Below are 25,711 nucleotides of genomic sequence, written 5' to 3'. Positions count from 1 at the left end.
TTTTCTTTTTTATAAGCAGCGTAAATTAATCAATTGTGCAGTTCATCTAATTTTAATAATAGATAGGTAATACGGCTCGTTGTATAAGCAAACAGTATAACCTAAATCTTTATTTTATGAATTGGTACTTAAAAGTATTGCAGAACTACGCTAATTTTGAAGGAAGGGCTCGACGAAAGGAGTATTGGATGTTCTTTTTGTTCAATACCATTATCTCCTACGGCTTACAGATTATTGCCATTGCAATGGACACTCCTGTTCTCTTCTTTGCTTCTATGCTTTATTCACTTGGAGTAATCATACCGGCCATAGCCGTTGGTGTTCGCAGAATGCATGATGTTGGTAAGAGCGGTTGGTATATTCTGGTTCCGTTTTACAATTTATATTTGGCCTGTTCCGATAGTGAACCCGGTGACAATAAGTGGGGTTCTAACCCAAAGGCAGAAGAAAACCCTTCTTTACAAAAGGTTTGAAAAATAAAGTATCATCAAAAAGGGCCGATTGAAAATCGGCCCTTTTTATTATTTTTTAGGAGTATCCTTCAAAATTTCCAATAGAAATTTCCAAAATTTCTGAACGGAAGAAATACTGACCCTCTCATCCGGGGAGTGGGCGCCCATGATAGTCGGGCCAAAGCTTATCATATCCATTTCAGGATAATTTTTTCCAAGAATTCCACATTCCAAACCTGCATGACAGGCTACTACCTTCGGTTCTTCGTTGAACATCTTTTCATATTTCTCTTTTGCGACCTTTAAAATGGCCGAATCGGGGTTCGGTGACCATCCTGGATAACTACCACTAAATTGAACATCACATCGGGCCAATTCAAAAGCGCTTTTTAAGGCGTGGGCCAAATCCATTTTTGCAGAATCAACAGATGAACGGGTTAGGCATCCTATTTTTATGTTACCATTTTTGACTTCTACCCGGGCCACGTTGTTGGAAGTCTCTACCAAATCAGGAATCGCTACACTCATTGCATACACTCCGTTGTGTGCCGTATAAATAGCTTTTAGAAGTCTTTCTTGAGCCCCAACGCCCATTACATTCTTGGGTAGTTTAATCTCTGAAACAGCGATATTAAGGTTAGGTTCTTGAACTACCAATTCTTTCTTGATGATCTCCGACCATTGTTCAAAGGCAGATTTGAACTCATCTGTTTGAGATTTAAGAACCACAACCTTTGCTATACTTTCCCTAGGTATGGCATTACGCAAGCTACCTCCTTCTATTTCCGAAATACGCATCATGAATTGAGTAGACCCGTAGTAGAGAATTCTGTTCATGATTTTATTGGCATTTCCCAAACCTCTATGAATATCGATACCGCTATGACCGCCTTGAAGTCCGTTAACGGTTATCTCATAACCTACGGTCGCCCTTGGTACTGGTTTATGATTGTATTTTCGGGTAGCGGTTACATCGATGCCCCCGGCGCACCCAATATCTAGTTCGTCATCTTCTTCAGTATCTAGGTTCAGTAGCATATCACCCTTCAACATATTGGGCTGAAGCCCCATAGCACCGGTCATACCGGTTTCTTCATCAATGGTAAAAAGGGCTTCTAATGGGGGGTGTTGAATGTCTTTGCTTTCTAAAAGTGCCATGATGGCTGCCACTCCCATTCCATTATCGGCACCTAGTGTGGTACCCTTGGCTTTTACCCAATCATTCTCTATAAACATTTCTATGCCTTGGGTGTCAAAATCAAAATCTGTGTTATTGTTCTTTTGGTGAACCATATCAAGATGCGACTGCAGGGTAACCATTTTTCGGTTTTCCATTCCTGAGGTAGCCGGTTTTCTTATGATAACATTGCCGACAAGGTCTTTTTCGGTCTCTAAATTCAGGGAAGCACCGAAATCCATCATAAATTGAATGACTCTCTCTTCTTTTTTCGATGGCCTCGGCACTGCATTTAGGTCAGCAAATTTATTCCAAACGGCTATGGGCTCTAATTCTCTTATTTCTTTGTTCATAATCAATATTTGTGCAGCAAAAATAAATACTCTAAAATTGGTTTGGCAGTTATTTGGTTAATTTTGAATTTTATGCGACCGTTCAGCGGATAGTTGGCCCATTGCGGAAGGTTTTAATCACTTTTGTCCCAAATTCAATCAATAGTATACCATTGAACCACAAATTTAAAAATGCCGTAGCTCTTAGTTTAGTACCGCAAATTTTTATGGTGGCATGGTTGGGCAGTAACCCAGATGTGGTCGAGAACTATTATAGCCAAGGTTTCTACCCCTTGATAAGTAAGTTTTTTAGATTTCTTTTCGGATGGATTCCCTTTTCCTTTGGCGATATCATTTATACGCTACTACTTGCAATAGCAATAGCATACCTCTTCAAGAATTGGAAGACAATTAGTGGTAAACCTTTATGGTTTCTAAGGGATGTTGTGATGGTTCTTTCGGTATTCTATTTTACCTTTAATATGGTATGGGGTCTTAATTATTATAGGCAGCCGATTTCTGAAAAATTCGGAATTAGAGATTCTGTTCAAACCCACGAAGTAATAGAGCTTACCGCAAAATTAATACAGAAGGTCAACCGGCTACAGACAGAAATAACCGGAGATTCGGTTCAGATGGTTCAAGTGCCCTATTCCAGAAACGAAATATTCGATAAGACCATTGATGAATATGACAAGACCCAGAGTCAACTTCCATTTCTCACCTATGAAAGGCCGAGCTTAAAAAAATCGGTTTATAGTACACTCTCGTGTTATTTAGGTATTGGAGGCTATTTGAACCCTTTTACGAACGAAGCACAAGTCAATGGCCTCACCCCAGTTTTTAGGTTTCCAGTGGTGAGTGCCCATGAGGTGGGGCATCAGGTGGGCTACTCCAAAGAAAATGAGACCAATTTTATAGGTTATTTGATGACGTCAAAGAACAATGATATCTATTTTCAATACTCGGCAGCCGCTTATGCCCTCAGTCATTGTCTCAGTGCGGTAAGAAGATATGATGAAGACCTATTTCAAGAGATGTATTCAGATATAAATTTTGGGGTACAAGAGAATTATAGAGAGCTGTATGAATTCAATCAGAAGTATATTAATCCTTTTGAGCCTATCTTCAAATCGATATTTAATACGTTTCTAAAAGCCAATCAACAAAAAGACGGTATCGAAAGTTATAGTAAGATAGTAGAGTTGATGGTCGGCTACCATGAAATAAACCCGTTATAATCGATTAATTTAGATAGATATCTTTCATTTCACTAAGTCTATAAAATCTAAGAGCTGTTGTTCATTTTATAATAAAAATTAGCTTCACGTAGCCTTAATATTTCTTTTAACCGAGGGCTTTGGTTACTTTTAGGCTTTTCAGAAAATCATACAGTATATGTTGAAGTTTAGGGCGACCCTTTTGACATTATTCAGTTGCACAATTTTGGCTGCACAAGAATATTTTCCAGCGAATGGCGAGGTAAAAACGAAGAACAATAATTATATGGCATTGACCAATGCCAAGATCTTTGTCTCTCCTTCACAAGTTCTTGAAAAGGGTACCTTGCTGATTCGAAACGGTAAAGTGGTCAAGGTAGGGAAGTCAGTGGACCTGCCCGAGAATACGGTGGTAGTTGAGGCTGCAGGTAGGTGGATATACCCTTCTTTTATAGATATTTTTTCAGATTTTGGAATTTCAAAACCGGAAAAGGCAGAAGCAGAAGGAAGGTCAGCCGAATACGAGCCTTCGAGAGATGGTTATTATTGGAATGATCATATAATGCCCGAAAATGATGCAATCGATAAATTTACCTACGATCAAAAGGAAGCCGAAAAACTACTAAAGAACGGTTTTGGGGTCGTCAACTCACATATTCAAGATGGTATAGCCCGCGGTACCGGGGTACTGATTGCATTGAACGATAGGGAGAATGATGCCGTGAGAATTTTGAATGACCGCTCGGCTCAGTACTTCTCTTTTACCAAGAGTATTGCGCAACGACAATCGTACCCCACCTCTTTAATGGGGGCAATGGCGCTTTTGCGGCAAATGTATGCTGATGCCGATTGGTACGAAAAAGGCAATGTTGATACTAAAGACCGTTCCCTTGAGGCTCTTATGGCAAACAAGGGTCTGGTTCAGATTTTTTCTGCGGAAGATAAAGGCAATGTGTTGAGAGCCGATGGTATCGGAGATCAGTTCGGAATTCAGTACGCCATTTTAGCGGGAGGCGATGAGTACGAAAGGGTTTCTGAAATTAAGGCGACCAACGCTTCACTAATTCTACCCTTAAACTTTCCGGATGCATATGATGTCGAAGACCCCTATGCCGTTCATCATTTATCGTTGAAATCGATGCGCCATTGGAACCAAGCTCCGGCAAATCCTAAAATATTAGCGGAAAACGAGGTGCCTTTTGCTTTTACCCTTCACGGTTTGAAAACCTCCGATGATTTTATGACCCGATTACAAAAAGCAATTGCTTACGGGTTACCGAAAACCAAGGCCCTTCATGCATTAACGACCGAACCGGCCCGAATTCTTCAAAAAAGCAACGATTTAGGAACCTTACAAGAAGGTAGAATAGCTAACTTTTTGATTTCATCGGGAGATATTTTTGACAAAGAGACTGTTCTTTATGAGAATTGGGTGCAGGGAAAAAAGTATGTGGTTAACGATATAGATAAGAAGGATATTAGGGGAGAGTACGATGTAACTATTGACAATCAAAAATTTTCACTTTCCATCAAAGGAAAATCTGTAGAACCGAAAATAGAAGTCAAGAAAGATACTTTAAAGCTAAAGGCACAACTGAAATACAACGAGGGTTGGCTGACCATTGCAATTATCGATAAGAACAACAAAACATATCGATTATCAACTTCGAACGAAGGCATTACCGATAACCAAATTAAGGGTAAGGTTTTATTAGGTGATGGTAGAGAATCAACCTTTTCAGCTGTTGAGACAGCTCCCTTTTCTCAAAAGGATAAAAAAGAGAATTATATGCCCCCTTTGACGGAAGTTACCTATCCGAACATTGGTTATGGCTATGAAAAGATTCCCCAAGCCCAAAATATGCTTTTCAAGAATGCCACGGTATGGACGAGTGAAGAGCAGGGAATCTTAAAAAATACCGATGTACTGGTAAAAAACGGAAAAATTCAGAAAGTAGGCGCTGATTTAAATGCAGGAGGCGCAACGGTCATTGATGCGACCGGAAAGCACCTAACGGCTGGCATTATCGACGAACATAGCCATATTGCCGCACTTGCCATTAATGAAGCCGGTCAAAATTCTTCCGCAGAAGTTCAGATGCAAGATGTGGTCGACAATGAAGATAAAGGTATTTATCATGCTTTGGCTGGTGGGGTAACGACCCTACAATTACTTCATGGTTCAGCAAACCCAATAGGGGGTCAATCGGCTATAATGAAACTGAAGTGGGGCATGCTGCCCAACGAAATGGTCTATGAGAATTCTCCGAAGTTCATCAAGTTCGCCTTAGGGGAGAATGTTAAGCAGAGCAATTGGGGTAGTTATACCCGATTTCCTCAAACCAGAATGGGGGTAGAACAGGTTTTTATGAACTATTTTCAAAGAGCTAAAGAATATTTGGCGAAAAAAGAGAGCGGTGAACCCTACCGTTACGATGAAGAAATGGAAACCTTAGGCGAAATTCTTCGTGGCGAACGATTTATTACCTGTCACAGTTATGTTCAAAGTGAGATAAACATGATGATGAAAGTGGCCGAGAAGTTCGATTTTAAGGTCAATACCTTTACCCATATTTTAGAGGGATACAAGGTAGCCGATAAGATGAAAGAACACGGGGTAGGGGGCGGCACCTTCAGCGATTGGTGGGCCTATAAATTCGAAGTAAATGACGCTATACCGTACAATGCCGCTATCATGCATAATCAAGGTGTTACGGTTGCCATCAATAGCGATGATGCCGAAATGATAAGAAGGCTTAATCAAGAGGCGGCCAAAACAATGAAATATGGTGCCTTATCTGAAGAGGAAGCTTGGAAAATGGTCACTATTAATCCTGCTAAATTATTGCATTTAGACCAGCGAACGGGAAGTATCAAAGAAGGTAAAGATGCAGATTTGGTACTTTGGAGCCATCACCCATTATCAATTTATGCAAAAGCTGAAAAGACTATTATTGATGGTGCTATATTCTTTGATATTGAAAAAGATGCAATGCTTAGAAAATCGGTAAAAGAAGAACGAAACAAACTGATCAATCAAATGCTTATTGTCAAGCAGGGAGGTGCAAAAACACAAAAACCTGAGGAAGACAAAAAAGAACTGATGCATTGCGATACAGGGGCCTAATTAAAATAGTTACTGAAGAATGAAGAAGACAAAAATATATATCATAACCGCTCTATTGGTTCTAATCAATGGTTTTTGGGCGACTGCACAACAGACCCCGGCAAGTGAACAAAAAGAGCCTGTTTATATTGAAGGTGCTACAGCCCATTTGGGTAATGGTGAAGTAATAGAGAATTCATTGGTCATGTTCGAAAATGGCAAGCTGACCTTTGTCGGTAGTGCTATGACAAAAATTGCTAGGAGAGGGAAAAAAATCAAGGGTGAGGGCAAACATATCTACCCAGGTTTTATCGCACCGATCACATCACTGGGGTTGGTAGAAATTGATGCTGTGAGGGCCAGTAAGGATCAAAATGAAATAGGGGAAATGATTCCGCATGTAAGAAGTTTGATAGCCTACAATACCGAATCAAAGGTTGTTGAAAGTATGAGGCCCAACGGGGTATTATTGGGTCAAATCACTCCAGTTGGCGGGCGCATATCAGGTACTTCTTCTGTCGTGCAGTTCGATGCTTGGAACTGGGAAGATGCAGCTGTCAAAGTTGACGATGGCGTACACCTGCACTGGCCATCTTCGTATAATGGTGCCAAACCAAATGAAAAGTATGTCGAGCAGAAAAGTGGGGTAGAAGAATTTTTAAAGAACTCGGTGGCTTATGGTAAAACGGGTACAGAACAGCTGAATCAGGTCTTCGCTGCCATGCAGGGTCTTTTTGATGGTTCTCAGAAATTATATCTGTATGCGAATAGTGAGAAAGATATTTTAGAGGGTGTCACAACTGTCAAAGAACTAGGGGTGCAAGAGGTTGTATTGGTCGGAGGTTATGAGGCGAATAAGGTGACTGAGTTTCTGAAGGAGAATAAAATCGCCGTATTGGTTAGGCACACCCATATGTTGCCACACACTGATGATGAAGATTATGATTTGCCTTATAAGTTACCAGGACTTCTGCTAAAAGCTGGGCTTCTGGTCGGATTGCAAAATTCTGAAGCCTCTAATTTTCAGACCAGGAACTTGCCATTTTTTGCAGGACAGACCGTGGCTCATGGTTTGGATAAGGAGCAAGCTTTACAACTTATAACAGGTAATACAGCCAAAATTCTAGGCATAAGCGAATCTTACGGTACGTTGGAAGATGGTAAGAGTGCCACTCTTTTCATTTCAGAGGGCGATGCACTTGATATGTCGGGAAATCAGTTGATTTCCGCTTTTATAGATGGAAGGGAAATTTCATTGGAGACCCATCAAACGGAATTATGGAAACGTTATTCTGAAAAGTATAAAAGCAAATAGCTCTTATTTTGCTGGGATGTATTCGAATTGACTTCCCGGTTCAAATGTAGTGGTTCCTTTAGGCACTTTAATAAAACCGTCGGCAAGGGCGAGACTTACCAAGTCACCTGAACCATTACCTTTTACAAGGGTTGCCTGCAATTGGTTTTCGTTCCAAGAAATCTTTACCTGTAAAAATAAGGTCAAAAATTCATGCGGAACTACTTCTTCTGTAACCACCACTTTTTCAGATGGCAACGGAATGCCTAGCGAGCGATTCAACCAAGGAAGGAAATAGACATGGTAGTTTGCGTAGGTTGACACCGGATTGCCAGGAAAAGAAAAAACAACTTTTGTCTTTTCACTATTTCTCCCAAACAAAAAGGGCTTTCCTGGTCGTTGACTGACCTTATGAAAAACCTTTTCAATGCCCAATTCTTCAAAAACTTCCGGCAAATAGTCAAATTTGCCTTTCGATACGCCCCCACTGAGCATCAATACATCAAATTCGGCTAAAATCTGTTTTATTTCTTTTGTGATTGCAAGCTTGTCATCGGGCAGGTGTAGAAGTTGATGCTCTATATCTTTTGACTTTAGTGCTGCAGATAAAGAGATTACATTTGATTTTCTAATCTGATGTGCTAAAGGTGTTTCCGAGATTTCTACTAATTCATTTCCCGTGGAGATAACAGCAATTTTGGGTAGTCTTTTAACTAATACGTACGATTTTCCGACCGAGGCCATGACTCCTATGGCCGAAGTCGAGATAGTTTTTCCCTTTTTTAATAATATTTCCCCAGCTTGAATATCGGCCGCCTTTTGATGAATATTTTGACCCTTTTTAGGCTGAGATAATATTTTGGCAATACCATTTTCAATCTCCGTCTCTTCGTACATGACGATGGTATCGGCTTTGGCAGGTAAGACGGCCCCCGTCATAATTTCGAGACACTCCTCTTTGTCATTCAATGTTTGTTGGGGCATACCGGCAGCCAAAACTCCGGTAATCTTGAAATCCCGTCGACCTTGCTCATAAGAGCTGAAATCAAGCGCAATACCATCTTTGGTAGAACGGTTAAAGGGCGGAAAATCTCTATCGGCAAGAATATCTTCTGCCAAAACACGTCCGTGACTTTCTAAAAGGGAAACTTTTTCAACACCTAGTTCTAAAGGGTTGTCAAGTACTTCACCCAAAGCTTCCTCATAAGAAATCATGGTTTTTACTTTATAGGGGAAACGATATTAACTATTTGCCTTTTTTCTTTTCCATAACCAACTTCCTACAAAGTAGGCTACAAGGGCAATCAAGAAATATTTGAAGTATGAAACCGGTTCGCCTTCGCCATTTACAGTAGTAAAAATACGGTCCCAGCGAGGTTTCCAATTTAATATTCCCTCATTGAAATTATCAACGCTCAACCAGATAAAAATGGGCGTACCCACGATATGGTTTTCAGGCACATAGCCCCAAGCCCTACTATCTTCAGAATGGTCGCGGTTGTCACCCATCATCCAATAATAATCTTGCTTAAAGGTATAGCTGTCCGAAACTTCACCATTGATCAAAACTTGGTTGCCGTTGACGCTTAAAGTGTTACCCTCGTACTCAGTGATTATTTTTTTATAAAGAGGTAAAGACTTTAAGTTTAAAGGAACCGTTGCTCCCTTTTCAGGGATGTAGATTGGGCCCATTTGGTCATAATTCCATGGGTACATGGGGTTTTGCGGAAAGTTATTATATCCCGCCACTCCCTTTTTGTCCAATTCTATGACCACAGAATCAATCGCATCGTTCTTTCTTAGTTGAGCCACCATTTCATCGGTTAAAGCGGCAATTCTTTGTCTTGGTGTTTCTTCGGTAAGTGCAAGCCCTTGATTGCGTATTACATTGATAGGAATACCCTTTGCTTTGGTATAGAGTGCAATTTTACCATCTGAAGTACGATCTGAGCCTAACAGGTATTTTCTAATGGCTTCATACTGCGTTTGATTAATGGCTCCTGTGATATATTTACGTTGAAAATCACCGACACCCAACTCTTGCAAGATTTTTGAGGATACCCCTTTGTTGGCATACACCGTATAATCGTACTGAGGTTTCGCACGGTCTGACAAAACCAGTTGTTTACCATCGATATAGACGTGGCCATCGATTATTTGAAGAGAGTCACCCGGAATACCGACGCAGCGCTTCACATAATTCGATTTTTTGTCAATCGGTTTTTGTACTCCAGCTTCTTTTTTGAAAAATTGGCGAACGGTATCTGCCGGCCAGCTGAATACCACAATATCGTTGCGGTCTACCTTGGTGAAACCAGGTAGCCTAAAATAAGGTAATTGTGGTTTCTTTAAGTATGATTTAGTACGTACAATCGGCAGCGTATCATGCACCATAGGCGCTGCAATGGTCGTCATTGGGGTTCGTGCCCCATAATGAAATTTACTTACGAATAACAGGTCCCCCACACGCAAGGTTCGCTCTAATGATGGGGTAGGGATTACATAAGGTTGAATAAAATAGGTATGAACCAACGTGGCTGCTATGACGGCAAAAGCAATGGAACTCACCCATTCACCTGTAGCCGTGCGAGGATGCAAGCTTCTATTCTCGATGTACTTAACATCTAACGCATAATTGACGTAGAATATGTAAAAACCCAATGTAAATACTACCAACCAAGTCTCACCCAGACTGTGTCGGCCAAAACTACGAATGGTCTCAATCCAAATAATGGGAAACATCAATAAGTTGATAATGGGTATGAAAAGGAGTATGGTCCACCATGTAGGGCGATTGATGATTTTCATCAAAATGATGGCGTTGTAAACGGGTACCGCAGCTTCCCAAGCCTTTCTACCAGCCTTTACGTACAGTTTCCAAGTACCTAAGAAATGAATGATCTGAATGATCAGAATAAAAAGTAACCACTGTGTAGCGTTCATTATAATTGCTTTGTTATGTTGGGTTTAACGCAAATAAGTTTATTCTAATTAAAAAAAGTTACTGGTTAACCTAGGTTTAACACATCTTTCATCGTGAAAATTCCCTCTTTACCAATGATCCATTCGGCAGCAATTACAGCTCCTAAGGCGAAACCTTCACGGTTGTGGGCAGTATGTTTTATTTCTATGGAATCTACTGAACTCGTATAATCTACGGTGTGCGTACCTGGGGTATTGCCTATTCTTTTTGCCTTGATAGCGATTTCAGATTCATCACTTTCATCCAGTTTCCAGCCTTTGTAATTGCTGTTCTTAATAACTCCTTCGGCCAAGGTTATTGCTGTGCCACTGGGGGCATCTAGCTTTTGCGTGTGGTGAATTTCCTCCATCGATACTTGATATTGTTCAAGAGTACTCATCATTTTTGCGAGGTACTCATTAAGTTCGAAGAAAATGTTCACCCCAAGGCTAAAATTGGAAGCATAAATAAAAGCACTTTGCTTTTCTGTGCAAATGGCCTTCGCTTCTTCAAATTTGTCTAACCAGCCTGTAGTACCCGATATTACTGGTACGCCATTTTCAAAACACTTGGTGATATTTTCAAAAGCAGCGTTCGGCATACTGAAGTCGATAGCGACATCCATTTTTGAATAGTCAATATCTTGGGTATCAACATCGATTTTGGCAACAATCTTATGGTTTCTATCTAGGGCAATTTGCTCAATCATTTTACCCATTTTTCCATATCCGAAGAGCGCTATATTCACTTTGTAATTTTTAAATTTTATTAGTCAGTAGGCGCAAAAATAAGATTTGAAGCCGATTAAATAGTGTATAATCCTGATTTTATAGCGCAAACCCTTGTTATTGGGCAAACATTAAAATTTTATAGTCATGGCCATGCCGTAGTGCGGAGAGTTGGTGACCGGATCTACATTGATGTAGGGTTCCATATCAAAACTAAGGTCATCGTCAACATTGAACTGTTTTAGATGGGCATCAACGTTAGCATCTACTATATTTAGGGCATATAGGGCTACTGATACCAACAACAATAAATCTCGATCTCTTTGAAATCTTTCCTGTTCATTTTGAAGGTCTTCCAAATCAATCAATGGCCCATTACCGGTATTGTTAGGGTCGTAAAATTCATCATCGGTAAAACCGGCTTGCCTACGTTTAAAGGCTGTTCGAACCCGGTCATATCGGCTGTCGTTCCAAGTATAGCCGTAAACGGCAGCTCCGATAGCACCAAAAACAATGGGCACTTTCCAATATCTTTTATTATAAGCTTGGCCCAACCCCGGAAAAACAGCGGAATAAAAAGCAGCTTTACTTGGTGCCAGGGGATTGATAGCCTTTCTTTTTGATTTTACCGAATCGACCAAGACAATGCCTTCTTCCTCTAAAGTAGTTTCCAATGAGTCGACCTCAGTTGTAGTAGTAGGGTCTTCTTGGGCCTGTGTAGCAAAGATGAAAAAACCTAAAAAGAAAAATGTAAAAAGCGATTTACTCACCAAGGATCAATTTTTTGATTCTTTTAAATTCTTCTTTGGAATGAAATGGTATGGTTATTTTTCCTTTGCCCTTATCGGAAGCCGATATGGCTACCTTCACGGAAAGATGGTCTGTGAACTGGTCTATGTTCTGCTTGGCAAATTCTGGCACGGAATTTTTAGCCTTTTTGTCCTTTATAGTCTCTGGCCCTGCATGGTAAGCCTTTACTTCTCGTTCGGTATCTCGAACAGAAAGATTTTCGCCAATGATACGCTCGTACAAGGCAATTTGATCTGACTTTTTTTCAATATTGACCAATGCACGACCGTGGCCCATACTTAAAAAACCATCACGCATACCGGTTTGAATGATTGGGTCTAACCTTAAAAGTCGAAGGTAATTAGTAATGGTAGATCTTTTTTTACCTACTCGCTCGCTTAACTTTTCTTGGGTGAGTTCAATTTCATCCATCAAACGCTGATAAGAAAGGGCAATTTCAATAGGGTCTAAATCTTGGCGTTGAATGTTTTCGACCAAGGCCATTTCCAATGACTCTTGATCATTGGCAATACGTATGTAAGCAGGTATCGTCTCAAGACCGATTAGCTTAGACGCCCGATACCTTCGCTCACCAGAAACCAACTGATACTTGTTGAATTCGAGTTTTCGTACCGTTATGGGTTGAATAACGCCTAGCTCCCTTATAGAAGTAGCCAGTTCTTGAAGAGCTTCATCGTTAAAGTTCGAGCGTGGCTGAAAAGGGTTGACTTCGATGGCATCAATATCCAATTCAACAATATTGCCGACCACCTTATCGGCATTTTTGTCTGTTGCTGTTTGAATATCGTTGTCTGGATCTTTCAATAAAGCCGAAAGTCCGCGTCCTAAAGCCTGTTTTTTTGTTGCTCTCGCCATTAAGCTATTTCTTTATTTTTCTTCACGACCTCGTTGGCCAGATTCAGATAATTCGTAGCGCCTTTACTGCTGGCATCGTATTTTATAATGCTCTCGCCATAACTTGGTGCCTCGCTCAACCTTACATTTCTCTGAATAATGGTATCGAACACCATATCGGCAAAATGTTTGCGAACCTCTTCTACAACTTGATTTGATAGTCGTAAACGTTGGTCGTACATAGTGAGCAGCATGCCTTCGATGTCAAGGTTCGGATTGTGCACTTTTTGCACACTTTTAATAGTGTTTAAAAGTTTACCGAGCCCCTCTAAGGCAAAGTATTCGCACTGAATAGGTATGATAACGGAGTCAGCGGCGGTCAATGCGTTCAAAGTCAGTAGACCTAGCGATGGTGCACAATCGATTAAAATGTAATCGTACGAGTCACGCAGGTCTGAAATCGCTTTGCGCATCATGTATTCTCTATCGTCTTTATCGACAAGCTCGATTTCTATGGCCACTAAGTCTATATGAGCAGGAATAAGATCTAAATTCGGAGAATCTGTCTTAATGATGGTATCCTTCGCGTCGGTGGTGAGTTCCAACAATTGGTAAGTGCCCAATTCAACATCTTCAACTTCAATTCCCAACCCAGAGGTTGCGTTTGCCTGAGGGTCGGCATCTATCAATAACACCTTTTTTTCAAGTACCCCAAGAGAGGCTGCCAAGTTAACGGTAGTGGTAGTTTTACCTACTCCTCCCTTTTGGTTTGCAATAGCAATTATCTTGCCCATTATCCGTCGTTGTTAGAGGGTAAAAATACGATTAATTACGATGCGAGTAAAACCAATTTGTTAACACAAGGTGAATAACTGGGCTATTTTGCGTTAAAGTTGGTTAACCTGCTGAATTCTTCGATGAGGTACGGTATGATTCTAGAAAGTGTTGTTATTTTTCCTCTTTAAGCTTGAGGCTATCTTCGTATTCAATAAGATAGATTTCTTCGTCTTTTTTCTTTAGAAAGTATTTTTCCCTAGCAAATTTCTCCAATTCTTCAGGGTTTGATAGCTTTTCTAGAATTTGTTTGTCTTTCGCTATTTCCTGTTTTAAAAATTCTTGCTGTTTTTCAAGTTTGTTGATTTCTTTTTTGAGTTCAAGATGGATCAACAGCGAATTGGTATCGAAAAAGAGCATCCATATAACAAAAACGGTCAGTACCAATATGTAAATATTGGTAAGCAGACCGAACCATTTCTTTTGCCTAATTTCTTTGAGCCCCATTTTGCCTAGGTCAATTTATCATTGATAATCGTTCTTACAATATCAACTGCGACCGTGTTGTATTTATTGTTGGGTATGATAATATCGGCGTACTCTTTACTGGGTTCGATAAACTGAAGGTGCATCGGTTTGATGTTCGTTTGGTACTTTTCAAGGGTCTCATCAAGATTCCAGCCCCGTTCGTTCACATCGCGTTTAAGCCTTCTTATCAAACGTTCGTCAGAATCGGCATGAACGAAAATTTTAATATCCATCATTTTTCGCAACCTAGGGTTGGTCAAGATCAAAATACCTTCTACTATTAACACCTTGGTAGGGTGAACGGGAACCGTTTTATCGGTTCTATTGCATTCTAGAAAAGAGTATACGGGCTGTTTGATGGAATGACCCTCTTTAAGGGTAATTAAATGCTCTTCAAGTAATTCAAAATCAATGGACTGTGGATGGTCGAAATTCGTTTTTCTACGTTCTTCCAAAGGAAGATGCGAAAGGTCGTTGTAATACGAATCTTGTGAAATGACACCTACCTCACCCTCAGGAAGTTCATCAATGATCTGATTGACCACCGTGGTCTTTCCACACCCTGTTCCTCCAGCAATTCCAATAATCAACATTCCTTTTAAATTTTTGTCAAAAATACATATTTGAGATGCAAAACGACACATATCGGTAAAATGAAGTTTTGATAACAGGCGTTAGACGCCTTATCACTAATTTTGTCGAATGCAAAATGAAAACGTAAAGCCTAATTTTGAGTTCATTGCCTTAATGGCTTCACTGATGTCTATAGTAGCGCTGGCCTTAGATGCCCTTCTGCCGGCACTTTCCATTATAGGAGAATCTATTGATAGTTTAGATCCGACCGAGAATCAGATGCTCATAACCATGATTTTTCTCGGGCTTGGGGTAGGGCAGCTTTTCTTTGGACCCCTATCCGATAGCTATGGTCGTAAACCAATGGTTTACGCAGGTTTCATCACATTTGCGGTGGGCAGTGCGGTGTGTCTTTTGGCGCCTTCCTTAGGTATAATGGTCTTTGGTAGAGTGTTGCAGGGTATCGGTCTTTCAGCACCGCGAAGTATTGCTATTTCTATTATTAGGGATACATATAAAGGCGATTACATGGCTAAAATCATGTCGTTCGTAACAGCCTTTTTTATTTTGATACCCGTTATAGCACCTGCAACGGGCAAATGGATAATGGATGCTTTCGGGTGGGAAGGTATTTTTTACGTTCAATTGATTTTTGCGGTAATCATCAGTATTTGGTTTTGGAAACGTCAACCTGAAACCTTAAAACCACAATATAAAGTTTCCTTCTCTCCGCGTGTTTTTCTTACGGGGTCCATCGAATTTATCAAACATCGAGAAACGGTCGCTTTTACGTTTACATCAGGGTTTATTACCGGGGCATTTTTAGTCTACCTAAGTGCTTCGCAGCACGTTTTTGAAGATCAGTATGGCATGGTAGAATCGTTTCCGTACATATTTGCCGGTCTTGCCGTCTCCATAGGTCTTTCTACCTTTTTGAACGGTACCCTCGTGATGAAATTTGGTATGAGAAAGCTGGCTTTAATGGCCCTTTCAGCTTTTTGTGGTATCGCCTTATTATACGTGCTTCTTTTTTGGAATCAGCCCAACCCAAGTGTTGCAGTACTCGTGGCCTTCTTATCGGTACAGTTTTTCTGCCTTGGCTTCCTTTGGGGAAATTTTAGGTCTATTGCCATGGAGCCTATCGGACATATTGCCGGTATCGGTGCCGCTATCAATGGGTTTGTGTCTACAGTTATAGCAGTGCCTATTGCCAGTTATATCGGGCAGTTTGTGACGGACACAGTTTGGCCAATGTTTGTTGGTTTAGCCGTTTGCGGGTTGATTTCTTTGGGAATCATGCTTTTGGTGAGAAAACCTAGACCAATCGCTTCATTGTCAAAAGGATAAAAAAAAGGGCTTTTCTTTTGGAAAGCCCTTTTTTAACTAGTTCGATATTATCTTCTATAAAGCCCCGTCCATGATATCTTTGACCACTTCCGGATTGAGAAGGGTGGAGGTATCGCCTAAATTAGCAGTGTCTTTAGAAGCTATTTTTCTCAAAATACGTCTCATTATTTTACCACTACGTGTTTTGGGAAGACCGGGTACAAATTGAATTTTATCCAGCTTGGCGATAGGTCCGATGTGCTCGGTAATCTGCTGATTGATTTCTTTTACTAAATTTTCGCGGTTACGACTTTCACCTACTTCTTTTAAGATAACAAAACCGTAAAGGGCATTTCCTTTTATATCGTGAGGAAAACCAACAATGGCACTTTCGGCAACCGCTGGGTGTTCGTTGATAGAATCTTCAATGGGAGCCGTACCCAAATTGTGTCCTGAGACGATGACCACATCGTCTACACGACCCGTAATTCTATAATAGCCTACCGCATCGCGCAGGGCACCATCACCTGTAAAGTACATGTCTTTATAAGCCGAGAAATAGGTGTCGCGGTATCTTTCGTGATTGCCCCAAATAGTTCTTGCTATCGATGGCCAAGGAAATTTAATGCAGAGTCTTCCCGAAACTTGCTTTCCCTTGATTTCTTTACCTTCTTCATCCATAAGTGCAGGTTGTATGCCAATGAATGGGAGCGTTGCATATGTGGGAGTAGTTGGCGTAACATACGGTATCGGCGAAATCATAATACCTCCGGTCTCGGTTTGCCACCAAGTATCTACTATAGGGCTTTGCTTTTTGCCGACATTGGTATTGTACCAGTGCCATGCCTCTTCGTTGATGGGTTCGCCTACCGAACCTAATACTTTTAGAGAAGATAGGTCGTGGCTATCAATAAAATCGAGATTTTCTTTGGCTAGGGCTCGAATAGCTGTTGGCGCGGTGTAGAATTGGTTGACCTTGTGCTTTTCAACTACCTCCCAAAAACGCCCAAAATCAGGGTACGAAGGAACGCCTTCGAACATTACCGTTGTAGCACCATTTGCCAATGGTCCATAGACAATATAAGAGTGACCAGTAATCCAGCCGATATCGGCGGTACACCAATAAATATCTTCCTCTCTGTACTGAAATACGTTTTTGAAGGTATATGCGGTGTAAACCATGTAACCTCCGGTTGTATGAACCATTCCCTTAGGTTTTCCTGTCGAGCCGGATGTATATAAAATGAAAAGCGGATCTTCGGCATCCATTATTTCGGCCACGCAATCGGCATAAGCCTCATCAAGTAAAGGCTGTAACCACTCATCCCTTCCGTCTATCATAGGGATGTCGGTATTGATTCTTTTGGCGACGAGAACAGTCTTTACTACTGGGCAGTTGTCAAGTGCTTTATCTACAATTCCCTTTAGGTCAATGGTCTTACTGCCTCGATAAGAACCATCTGACGTAATTAAAAGCTTGCATTCACAATCATTGATTCGTGCTGCCAAAGCGCTAGATGAAAAGCCTGCAAAAACTACCGAATGTATGGCCCCGATTCGTGCGCATGCCAAAGCCGCCACAGCAAGTTCAGGAATCATAGGCAAGTATATACATACCCTATCTCCCTTTTTTATTCCTTTATCAAGAAGAACATTGGCCATTCGGCAAACCCTTTCATGTAATTCCCTATAACTGATATGAAGGGCTTCTTCATTGGGGTCGTTCGGTTCAAATAAGATAGCCGTTTTGTCCCCTCTGGTAGGTAAATGCCTGTCAATGCAGTTTTCGGTAATATTTAATTTGGCACCTTCAAACCATTTTATTTCAGGTTTCGAGAAATCCCAACTTAAAACATTGTTCCATTTTTTTCGCCAAACGAAGTGCTCTTCGGCAATCTCTTCCCAAAAGGCTTCGGGGTTTCTTACCGATTTGCGATAGACTTGAAAGTATTCTTCTAAATGTTTAATGTGGTAATTGCTCATTAGTGTACTCTATTTCTTTAAAATTAAATAATTTATTAATGTGAAACGGCCTCGCCGGCTCCACTTGGTATTCTTATATCTTCAACAATTTCTTGAACTTCTTCCGGTGGGGCAGGGGTGAATTTCATGATGACAATCGATACGATAAAATTCACTATCATGGCCACACTGCCAAAGCCTTCAGGTGAAATACCGAACCACCAGTCTTTTTCCAGTGCTGCAACGGCTTCCTTTCCACCATCGAAAATACCGAACTTAAATTTCAACATATAGAAGAGCATCAACGAGATGCCGATGACCATACCTGCGATGGCACCCTCTTTGTTCATTTTTTTGTAAAATATGCCTAAAACAATCGCGGGAAAAAACGAAGCAGCAGCCAAACCAAATGCCAAGGCTACGACCGCTGCCACGAAACCTGGCGGGTTGATGCCGAAATAGCCTGCAATTACTACAGCTACCGTCGCAGCGCCCCTAGCGGCCCAAAGCTCTCCCTTTTCCGAAATCGTAGGTACAAATACTTTCTTGATTAAATCGTGGGATACCGAAGCCGAAATTACCAAGAGCAACCCGGCAGCGGTTGATAGTGCGGCTGCTAACCCCCCGGCAGCTACCAAAGCAATGACCCATGCCGGGAGATTCGCTATTTCTGGATTTGCCAAAACCATGATATCTCTATCAACGGTAAGTTCGTTTTTTGATGCATCGGCTACATATTGAATTTTGCCATCCCCGTTTTTATCGTCAAAAGCCAATAAACCCGTTGTTTCCCAGTTTTTGAACCATTGGGGCATGCTTGCATACTCTTGGTTACTTACGGTATTAATCATGTTGGTTCGCGCAAAAACGGATACTGCCGGTGCGGTGGTATAGAGAATTGCGATTAAAAGGAGCGCCAGCCCTGCGGATTTTCTTGCATCCTTGACCCTTTTAACGGTAAAAAAGCGAACGATTACATGAGGTAAGCCAGCGGTACCTACCATCAAGGCCAACGTAATCATAAAAACGTCGATGGTAGATTTTTTTCCATCGGTGTATTCGGCAAATCCGAGCTCGGTAGAAAGGCCGTTTAGTTTGTCTAATAGATAGATTCCTGAGCCATCATTTAATTTAGATCCCATACCCAATTGCGGAATTGGGTTTCCGGTCATTTGGATGGAAATAAAAATAGCGGGTACCATAAAGGCGAAAATCAGCACACAGTACTGCGCCACCTGGGTATAGGTGATGCCTTTCATTCCGCCTAAAACGGCATAAAATAGAACGATTACCATACCAATGATTACCCCGGTATTGATATCCACTTCTAAAAATCGTGAAAAAACGACGCCTACGCCCCGCATTTGACCGGCAACATAGGTAAAGGAAACGATTAGGGCACAAATGACGGCAACAATTCTAGCTGTTTTAGAATAGTATCGGTCGCCTATGAAATCGGGCACAGTAAATTTCCCGAACTTTCTTAAATAAGGGGCCAATAATAAGGCTAAGAGAACATAACCGCCAGTCCATCCCATTAAATAAACCGACCCATCGTATCCCGCGAAGGAGATAATACCTGCCATGGATATAAAAGAGGCGGCCGACATCCAATCGGCGGCGGTTGCCATTCCATTGGCCAATGGGGAGACGCCCCCGCCTGCCACATAAAAATCATTGGTAGAGCCGGCCCTAGACCATATGGCAATTCCTATATAAAGCGAAAATGTTATTCCTACTAAGAGGTACGTCCAGGTTTGAACATCCATTGGTATAAATTTTTGGTTTTTTCCTTCTCAGGAAATAATTTGGTTTGGAGGTGGTTATTCGTCGTATCCGTACTTTTTGTCCAAGGTATTCATCAATCGGACGTATACGAAAATAAGGATTACGAAGACGTAAATAGAGCCCTGTTGGGCGAACCAAAAGCCAAGTTCAAAACCGCCCACTTTTATTTCATTCAAGGTATCTTTGAACAGAATGCCCGCCCCATACGAAACAGCGAACCAAATGGCCAATAGAATAAAGAGATATCTGACGTTTTCTTTCCAGTAGGCACTGGCTTTTTTCTGTTTTTCAGACATGCTAAAGGTAAGTTTAAGTTGTTGAGCTCACTAAGATAGCGAATTACAACCTCTTTAGCAGGGTAAAAAAACCACACCACTCGAAGAATTTCTTTTGGCGCCGGTAACCGATTTTAAAACATTGGTTTTTTGTTCAATTCTAAGCACCCCCATCAAGGCAAAAACTAATGCTTCTTTAAACTCTATCAGCTTTTTCTCTGGTACGATTACTTTAGCCGTATTCAATAACTTCGACTGAAGGGTTTCAATAAGAAATTCATTCAATGCTCCGCCCCCCGTTACAAAAAGTTTGTGGTCGATACCAGAGGTGTTTTCTTCAATTTGTAATGCCACTTGATCACAAATATGGTGTACGCTGGTACATAGAAGATTGCTCATGTCATCTTTTGTGCGGTCGACTATGGGTACTACTTTCTCAACAAACCACTCGTACCCTATTGATTTTGGGTGAGGTAGTTGATAGAACTCCAATGAATTTAGGCTTTTGAGCATTTGAGTATTGATGTTTCCTGACCGGGCCATTTCTCCTCCTTTATCAAAAGCGATACCTTCCTTTCTAGTTATATAGTTTAAAATCATATTGGCCAATCCGATATCGTAAGCCAACCTTTCCCCATCCTTTTCAAACGACACATTGCTTATGCCTCCCAGATTAAGGCAAAAATCATAATTTCCAAAAAAAAGTCGGTCGCCAATAGGTACCAAAGGGGCGCCTTGGCCGTCTAAAGCAACATCATTGGTTCTAAAATCACACACCACCTTTATGCCGGAAGCGTTGGCCAAGTGCTGCCCTGAACCTATTTGATAGGTTAGGCCATTTTCAGGCTGATGATGGGTAGTATGGCCGTGACTTGCGATATATTCAACCTCCAGTTTTTTTTCATCAATGAATATTTTGCTTTGATTACCCAACCACGTGCCGTAGCTATTGTGAAATTTAAGAAGCTCATCAGCCGGAAGAAAGATGGAATCCTTCAGTTTTTCTTGCATCGAAGCTTCGTAGGTCACGCTCTTGGTTTCAACTATGTCAAAACGGTATGCGTCATTATCTGACCAAATATGACAGTATGCTAGATCGAGGCCATCTAAAGAAGTGCCCGACATGAGACCTAAAATTTTATGTTTTTTCATATGAGGTTCGATTTGACAGATAATTTACCTGAAGACTCAACCCTACCCAAGAAATGATTGCTAGCAGTTTCTTGAAATACTTCAAAATTCTGATAGGCCAATACAACCGTTTCTGCTTGGCTATATTCTATGTGATTCAGCATATATGGGTTGCCGAAAAGGTAAAGGGTCACCTTATTAACAGCTAGTAATCGGTTCAAAATTTTTAAATCCTCAGGATTGAAACCGAACAAATTGTTCGGTTTAACTTGAGGTGGGAAAAGCGCCACCAATAGATTTTTATTCCTGAATGCATCGGCATTTGGTAAGGTTTCAACATCAAATTCCAGATGGTCTCTTAGATGATTGAAAAAGGTTGTTTTTGACGGTTCAATATTGGTAATGGCAATGAATTTTGTTTTAGCGAACTCAGCCAGGTTAGAAGATGTGCCTTTGTGAAGAGTTATACATTTTTCAGAAATTCTGCGATTTAATGAGTCAGTTTGGGTAAGAGTTGTCACTTCTTTATCTCCTGCAAATGCCTTTTCCTTTAGCCTCCAAACGCGTTCGAAGCTCTCTTCAATTTGATTAGGTAAGGCGTTTTCGAGAATTTTTGAAATGCCTTCTTTCGTATGTTCTGCAAAACATAAAATGTCGTTACCGGCATCAAAAGCTAACCACTCCAGTTCACCCTTTTCAGGATAATTTTTTGCAACGGCGTGCATATTCAGCGCATCTGAAATGACGACACCCTCAAAACCAAGCTCTGAACGTAGCACTCCTTTGATGATTTCTTTGGAAATGCTAGAGGGGGCTTCTTTTCCATCGGACAAAGCAGGAACTGAAAGATGCCCGACCATTACAGAGTCTATACCTTGGTCGATAATCTCCTTAAACGGAAAAAGCTCATTTTTATCAAGTTCCTTTCTAGACTTGTTGATTAACGGCAAACCCAAGTGGGAGTCAGTGGCAGTATCGCCATGCCCAGGAAAATGTTTAATACTGGTCAAAACACCTTCGCTTTGCGTTCCCTTTATAAATTGAAGGGCCTTTTCCGTTACAAGATTTCTATCTTCCCCGAAGGAACGGTAACCAATGACGGGGTTATTAGGATTATTGTTTACATCTACGACCGGAGAAAGATTCCAATGAATTCCTGCCGATTTACAATCATTGGCAATGTTTTTTCCGACCTCAAAAATGAGATGACCCTCATTTTCTGGCAGGGCGCCTAGCGTAATAGCGTAAGGATATTGAGGGGTGTTCTCTATTCTCATGGCAAGGCCCCATTCGGCATCAATGGCAATCAATAGTGGGTATTTGGCTGCTTTTTGATAACGTTTAATGAGAAGTTTTAGAGTATCGTAACTATTCTCATTTTTAATGACCTTTTTCTTTCCTTCAAAATTGGTGGCTGCGCTGGCTCGACTATGAAAAAAACAGATTCCGCCGATATAGTGGGTTGCAATGAGTTTTTCAAGAGCCACAATTTCTTCTTCAGAATCATTGATAAATGCGGCAGGCATAAAAAGTTGACCTATTTTCTCCTTAGCAGTAAGGTCGGTTGATGCCTGTTCATATTTTATTAGATCATACCTCATTGGTAGCTGATTTTTTGCCAAAATCCGGTGGATATTTTAAATATTTCAATAAGAAAAATGCGGGGAAGGCCGATAATACCACCCAGATAAAGAAGCCATCGTATCCAAGCCATTTTTGTACGGCCCCACTAATCATACCCGGAAGCATGGCCCCTAAAGCCATAAAACCTGTAGCTATGGCATAGTGCGAAGTTTTTGAAGCTCCTTCGGCAATATAAATGAGATACATTAGAAAAGCAGCGAACCCGAAGCCATATCCGAACTGTTCAAAAGCTACCGTTCCCACAACGAATGCCAAACTTTTGGTTTGCGTCATCGCCATAATGGCGTAAAGTACATTGGGAACATTTAAAGAGAGCATCATTGGAAGCATCCATTTTTTAAGTCCATCCCTTGAAATGAGAATTCCCCCTAAAATACCGCCTGCCGAAAGGGTTATCAATCCGACTACCCCGTAAATAATACCTACGTTTTCGGTAGAAATCGCGAGTCCGCCAACCGAACGCTCATCTAACATGAACAGCTGGGCCACTTTTGCCAATTGTGATTCTCCCAAGCGATAGGTTAGAATGAAGGCCAAGGCAACCGCAATGTTCGGTTTCTTAAAGAAGGTAGTAAAGACTTCTAAAAAAGCCTTGGGTTTTTCGGCCTCAAAAGTCGAAGATTTCTCAAATTTTGGGGTCACGAAAAAGTTGATGGCGGTAAGTATTAGCATTAAGCACCCTGTTGCTACCATGGTCAGGCTCCAGGCTTTGGTATTATCGCCATACAATTCTTCTAAATACCCGGCAAAAACCACGATCAAACCACTACCAGTTACCATGGCAAGGCGGTAAAAAGTACTTCGTATGCCTACAAAGAACGATTGCTTTTTTTGTGACAGGCCTATCATGTAATATCCATCAGAAGCGATATCATTAGTGGCTGAAGCGAAAGCGGCTACCCAAAAGCAGGCCAGCGTGGTAACGAAAAACAGCTGTGTCGGAAGGGTTAGCCCAACAGCTACAAACATTAATGAAATGACAAGTTGCATGACTAGAAACCAGTTGCGTTTGGTACTTTTTAAATCTACCACTGGGCTCCATATAGGTTTTAGGACCCACGGCAAATAAAGTAGACCGGTATATAATGTGATATCGGTATTATTAATGCCAAGTTTCTTGTACATAATTACCGATACAGATGCGATGATTACATTAGGTAAACCTTCGGCGAAATATAACGGAGGTACCCAACCCCAGGCCCATTTATCTTTTTGAATCATTGAACGCGCTTTGGTTTAAAAGTAGGGCTTTAGGTTCACTTTCCGAACCATATCGGTCGATTAAAGTATATACCCGGTTTTTGCTTCCTTTTAAATCTTTTAAAGGAATTCTGATGTTAGTCAATCCGTTTATAAAGATGGTCTTTATTAGATTTTTGCTCGATAAGGCATGGGTCGACTCTTTTCCTGCCTTATAAAAGGCCACTTGCTGAAAATGTTGAGGTTCTGATGCGGTCATTTCTATGAAGGCCCCTTTTAAAGTAAATGTCGGTTCTACGAACTGAATCGAGTCTTTGTAATCATGGGTTGCTGCCGGAGGAAGGGCCGGTTTTTGATAGAATTTTCTTTTCAACAATCTTACAACGTTACGGTTTTTAGCCATGAGGCTTTTAGCACTAAAAAATACGTTGCCTCTCACATTCAATTCTTCTCTTGCATACTGAAGTTGGTGAGGCAGTTCTCTCTTCTTGTTCCAAGCTTTATCACTATTGTTCTTGATTTTGTAAGGGCCATTTCCTATATATAGATTGGTGTTCTTACTATTATTCGACCACCAATCAATCAATTTTTTATGTGAGGCCACAGAAAGGTGCATACTCCAATAAAGTTGAGGCACTATATAATCAAGCCACCCTTTATCCATCCAAAGTAAAGGGTCGGCATAGAGATTTTCATAAGTAGTTTGCCCAGCTTGCGTATCGGAGCCCCTAGGGTCTGTAGCTTGGTTTTTCCAAACTCCGAATGGACTAACTCCAAACTGAACCCATGGTTTTCTTTTTTTGATGACTTGAAAACTTTTACTGATAAGAGAATCCATATTGCTTCTTCGCCAATCTTCGAGGGTTTGATCGACAAGTGCGTGCTTCCGGTATGATAGGGAGTCGTTGAACTCTTCACCTTGAATTGTATACGGATAAAAATAGTCATCATAGTGAATGGCATCAACCTGGTAACGATTAACTATTTCATCGACAATAGAAACCATATGTTGTTGAACTTCAGGAAGACCAGGATTGTAGTAGTATTTTTTGCCATACTTGATCATCCAATCATTGTTTCTATAATAATCATGACTAGGGTCTAAGCCCAGAGTATCTAAATCAAAGGTGGCTCGATAGGGGTTGAGCCAGGCATGAAACTCCATATTTCTTTTATGGGTCTCGTCAATCATCCACTCCAAAATATCAACATGCTTTAAAGTGTCGTTAGATGAAGTAGGAGGAGAGCCTTCTTTACCGGTAAGATATCTTGACCATGGCGCATATTCAGAAGAATAAAAGGCATCACCCGCTGTACGAATTTGAACTATGGCCGCATTAAAATTGAGTTCTTGGTAAAAATCGAGTATTTCAAGATAATCGCTTTTTTGCTTTAAAACGGAATCATGACCGCTCTTGGGCCAGTCTATGTTAACAACAGTTGCCACCCAAAACCCTCGAAACTCCCTTTTCGGTTGTGGAATATCGCTCAAGGTAGAGCAGGAGCATAGTATGACTCCTAAAGCAAATATGTAGAAGTAGATACGTAGCATAGAAAAAGGCCTATTTACAATAAAAATAGGCCTTTATGTTTCA

At 40.9% G+C, this 25,711-nt stretch carries 21 protein-coding genes; 5 read left to right on the top strand and 16 right to left on the bottom strand.

All coding sequences use genetic code 11. The features are described 5' to 3' along the window. Positions 1 to 116 precede the first annotated feature (116 nt). A complete protein-coding gene (locus tag IL356_RS18140; RefSeq protein WP_121849511.1) occupies positions 117 to 473 on the top strand; it encodes a DUF805 domain-containing protein in 357 nt (118 codons plus the stop codon). A 48-nt stretch (positions 474 to 521) separates the two neighbouring features. On the opposite strand, the gene IL356_RS18135 is transcribed toward IL356_RS18140, so the two are convergent. Continuing rightward, complete coding sequence (locus tag IL356_RS18135; RefSeq protein ID WP_121849510.1) at positions 522 to 1,982, bottom strand: aminoacyl-histidine dipeptidase; 1,461 nt, start codon at positions 1,980 to 1,982, stop codon at positions 522 to 524. Between the two features lie 152 nt (positions 1,983 to 2,134). Here IL356_RS18135 and IL356_RS18130 point away from each other — a divergent pair, with 152 nt between their 5' ends. The 3 genes from IL356_RS18130 (at position 2,135) to IL356_RS18120 (ending at position 7,602) form a co-directional block, all read left to right on the top strand. Continuing rightward, positions 2,135 to 3,202 carry a DUF3810 domain-containing protein gene (locus IL356_RS18130; RefSeq protein WP_121849509.1) on the top strand — a complete coding sequence of 356 codons (1,068 nt, stop codon included), beginning with the start codon at positions 2,135 to 2,137 and terminating at the stop codon, positions 3,200 to 3,202. Between the two features lie 160 nt (positions 3,203 to 3,362). Beyond that, positions 3,363 to 6,308 carry an amidohydrolase family protein gene (locus IL356_RS18125; RefSeq protein WP_394343385.1) on the top strand — a complete coding sequence of 982 codons (2,946 nt, stop codon included), beginning with the start codon at positions 3,363 to 3,365 and terminating at the stop codon, positions 6,306 to 6,308. Between the two features lie 19 nt (positions 6,309 to 6,327). Next, positions 6,328 to 7,602 carry an amidohydrolase family protein gene (locus IL356_RS18120; RefSeq protein WP_121849507.1) on the top strand — a complete coding sequence of 425 codons (1,275 nt, stop codon included), beginning with the start codon at positions 6,328 to 6,330 and terminating at the stop codon, positions 7,600 to 7,602. Between the two features lie 3 nt (positions 7,603 to 7,605). On the opposite strand, the gene IL356_RS18115 is transcribed toward IL356_RS18120, so the two are convergent. The 8 genes from IL356_RS18115 to udk form a co-directional block, all read right to left on the bottom strand. Beyond that, positions 7,606 to 8,796, bottom strand: a complete 1,191-nt coding sequence (locus IL356_RS18115) for a molybdopterin molybdotransferase MoeA (protein WP_121849506.1) — start codon at positions 8,794 to 8,796, stop codon at positions 7,606 to 7,608. Positions 8,797 to 8,823: 27 nt separating this feature from the next. Beyond that, positions 8,824 to 10,524, bottom strand: a complete 1,701-nt coding sequence (gene lepB, locus IL356_RS18110; protein ID WP_121849505.1) for a signal peptidase I — start codon at positions 10,522 to 10,524, stop codon at positions 8,824 to 8,826. 65 nt (positions 10,525 to 10,589) lie between these two features. Beyond that, the gene (gene dapB / locus IL356_RS18105) at positions 10,590 to 11,291 is read right to left on the bottom strand and encodes a 4-hydroxy-tetrahydrodipicolinate reductase (protein ID WP_121849504.1); all 702 of its coding nucleotides are present in this window, start codon (positions 11,289 to 11,291) and stop codon (positions 10,590 to 10,592) included. A 111-nt stretch (positions 11,292 to 11,402) separates the two neighbouring features. Next, positions 11,403 to 12,041 carry a DUF5683 domain-containing protein gene (locus IL356_RS18100; RefSeq protein WP_240467918.1) on the bottom strand — a complete coding sequence of 213 codons (639 nt, stop codon included), beginning with the start codon at positions 12,039 to 12,041 and terminating at the stop codon, positions 11,403 to 11,405. Further along, positions 12,034 to 12,936 (bottom strand): ParB/RepB/Spo0J family partition protein, encoded by a 903-nt coding sequence (locus IL356_RS18095; protein ID WP_121849503.1) that lies wholly within the window; start codon positions 12,934 to 12,936, stop codon positions 12,034 to 12,036. Before IL356_RS18095 ends, IL356_RS18100 begins: the two co-directional genes overlap by 8 nt. Further along, entirely contained in the window at positions 12,936 to 13,709 is a 774-nt protein-coding gene (locus IL356_RS18090; protein WP_121849502.1) for a ParA family protein, read from the bottom strand. Before IL356_RS18090 ends, IL356_RS18095 begins: the two co-directional genes overlap by 1 nt. A gap of 154 nt (positions 13,710 to 13,863) precedes the next feature. Further along, on the bottom strand, positions 13,864 to 14,196 hold the full coding sequence (locus IL356_RS18085) for an FtsB family cell division protein (RefSeq protein WP_121849501.1): 333 nt from the start codon (positions 14,194 to 14,196) through the stop codon (positions 13,864 to 13,866). Positions 14,197 to 14,201: 5 nt separating this feature from the next. Continuing rightward, positions 14,202 to 14,810 (bottom strand): uridine kinase, encoded by a 609-nt coding sequence (gene udk, locus IL356_RS18080; protein ID WP_121849500.1) that lies wholly within the window; start codon positions 14,808 to 14,810, stop codon positions 14,202 to 14,204. 109 nt (positions 14,811 to 14,919) lie between these two features. Between udk and IL356_RS18075 the strand changes: the two genes are divergently transcribed. Then, positions 14,920 to 16,137 (top strand): multidrug effflux MFS transporter, encoded by a 1,218-nt coding sequence (locus tag IL356_RS18075; protein ID WP_121849499.1) that lies wholly within the window; start codon positions 14,920 to 14,922, stop codon positions 16,135 to 16,137. Positions 16,138 to 16,191: 54 nt separating this feature from the next. Here the strand turns inward: IL356_RS18075 and acs are convergent, their stop codons facing one another. The 7 genes from acs to IL356_RS18040 are packed head-to-tail and all read right to left on the bottom strand — an operon-like array spanning position 16,192 to position 25,668. After that, complete coding sequence (gene acs, locus IL356_RS18070) at positions 16,192 to 18,099, bottom strand: acetate--CoA ligase (RefSeq protein WP_121849498.1); 1,908 nt, start codon at positions 18,097 to 18,099, stop codon at positions 16,192 to 16,194. Positions 18,100 to 18,134: 35 nt separating this feature from the next. Then, the gene (locus tag IL356_RS18065) at positions 18,135 to 19,847 is read right to left on the bottom strand and encodes a sodium:solute symporter family protein (protein WP_121849497.1); all 1,713 of its coding nucleotides are present in this window, start codon (positions 19,845 to 19,847) and stop codon (positions 18,135 to 18,137) included. 54 nt (positions 19,848 to 19,901) lie between these two features. Then, entirely contained in the window at positions 19,902 to 20,162 is a 261-nt protein-coding gene (locus IL356_RS18060; protein ID WP_121849496.1) for a DUF4212 domain-containing protein, read from the bottom strand. Positions 20,163 to 20,216: 54 nt separating this feature from the next. Then, positions 20,217 to 21,293, bottom strand: a complete 1,077-nt coding sequence (locus IL356_RS18055) for an anhydro-N-acetylmuramic acid kinase (RefSeq protein WP_121849495.1) — start codon at positions 21,291 to 21,293, stop codon at positions 20,217 to 20,219. Then, positions 21,290 to 22,873: a glycoside hydrolase family 3 protein gene (locus IL356_RS18050; RefSeq protein WP_121849494.1), complete on the bottom strand. Its 1,584-nt coding sequence runs from the start codon at positions 22,871 to 22,873 to the stop codon at positions 21,290 to 21,292. Before IL356_RS18050 ends, IL356_RS18055 begins: the two co-directional genes overlap by 4 nt. Continuing rightward, entirely contained in the window at positions 22,863 to 24,137 is a 1,275-nt protein-coding gene (locus IL356_RS18045; protein ID WP_121849493.1) for an MFS transporter, read from the bottom strand. The genes IL356_RS18050 and IL356_RS18045 overlap by 11 nt, the downstream gene beginning before the upstream one ends. Then, complete coding sequence (locus IL356_RS18040) at positions 24,121 to 25,668, bottom strand: glycoside hydrolase family 10 protein (RefSeq protein ID WP_121849492.1); 1,548 nt, start codon at positions 25,666 to 25,668, stop codon at positions 24,121 to 24,123. The genes IL356_RS18045 and IL356_RS18040 overlap by 17 nt, the downstream gene beginning before the upstream one ends. Positions 25,669 to 25,711 lie beyond the last annotated feature (43 nt).

Origin of the sequence: Euzebyella marina (assembly GCF_014855515.1) — a bacterium.
GTDB lineage: Bacteria > Bacteroidota > Bacteroidia > Flavobacteriales > Flavobacteriaceae > Euzebyella > Euzebyella marina.
Note: the sequence above shows the minus strand (reverse complement) of the source record. Positions and strands in the feature narration are given on the sequence as shown.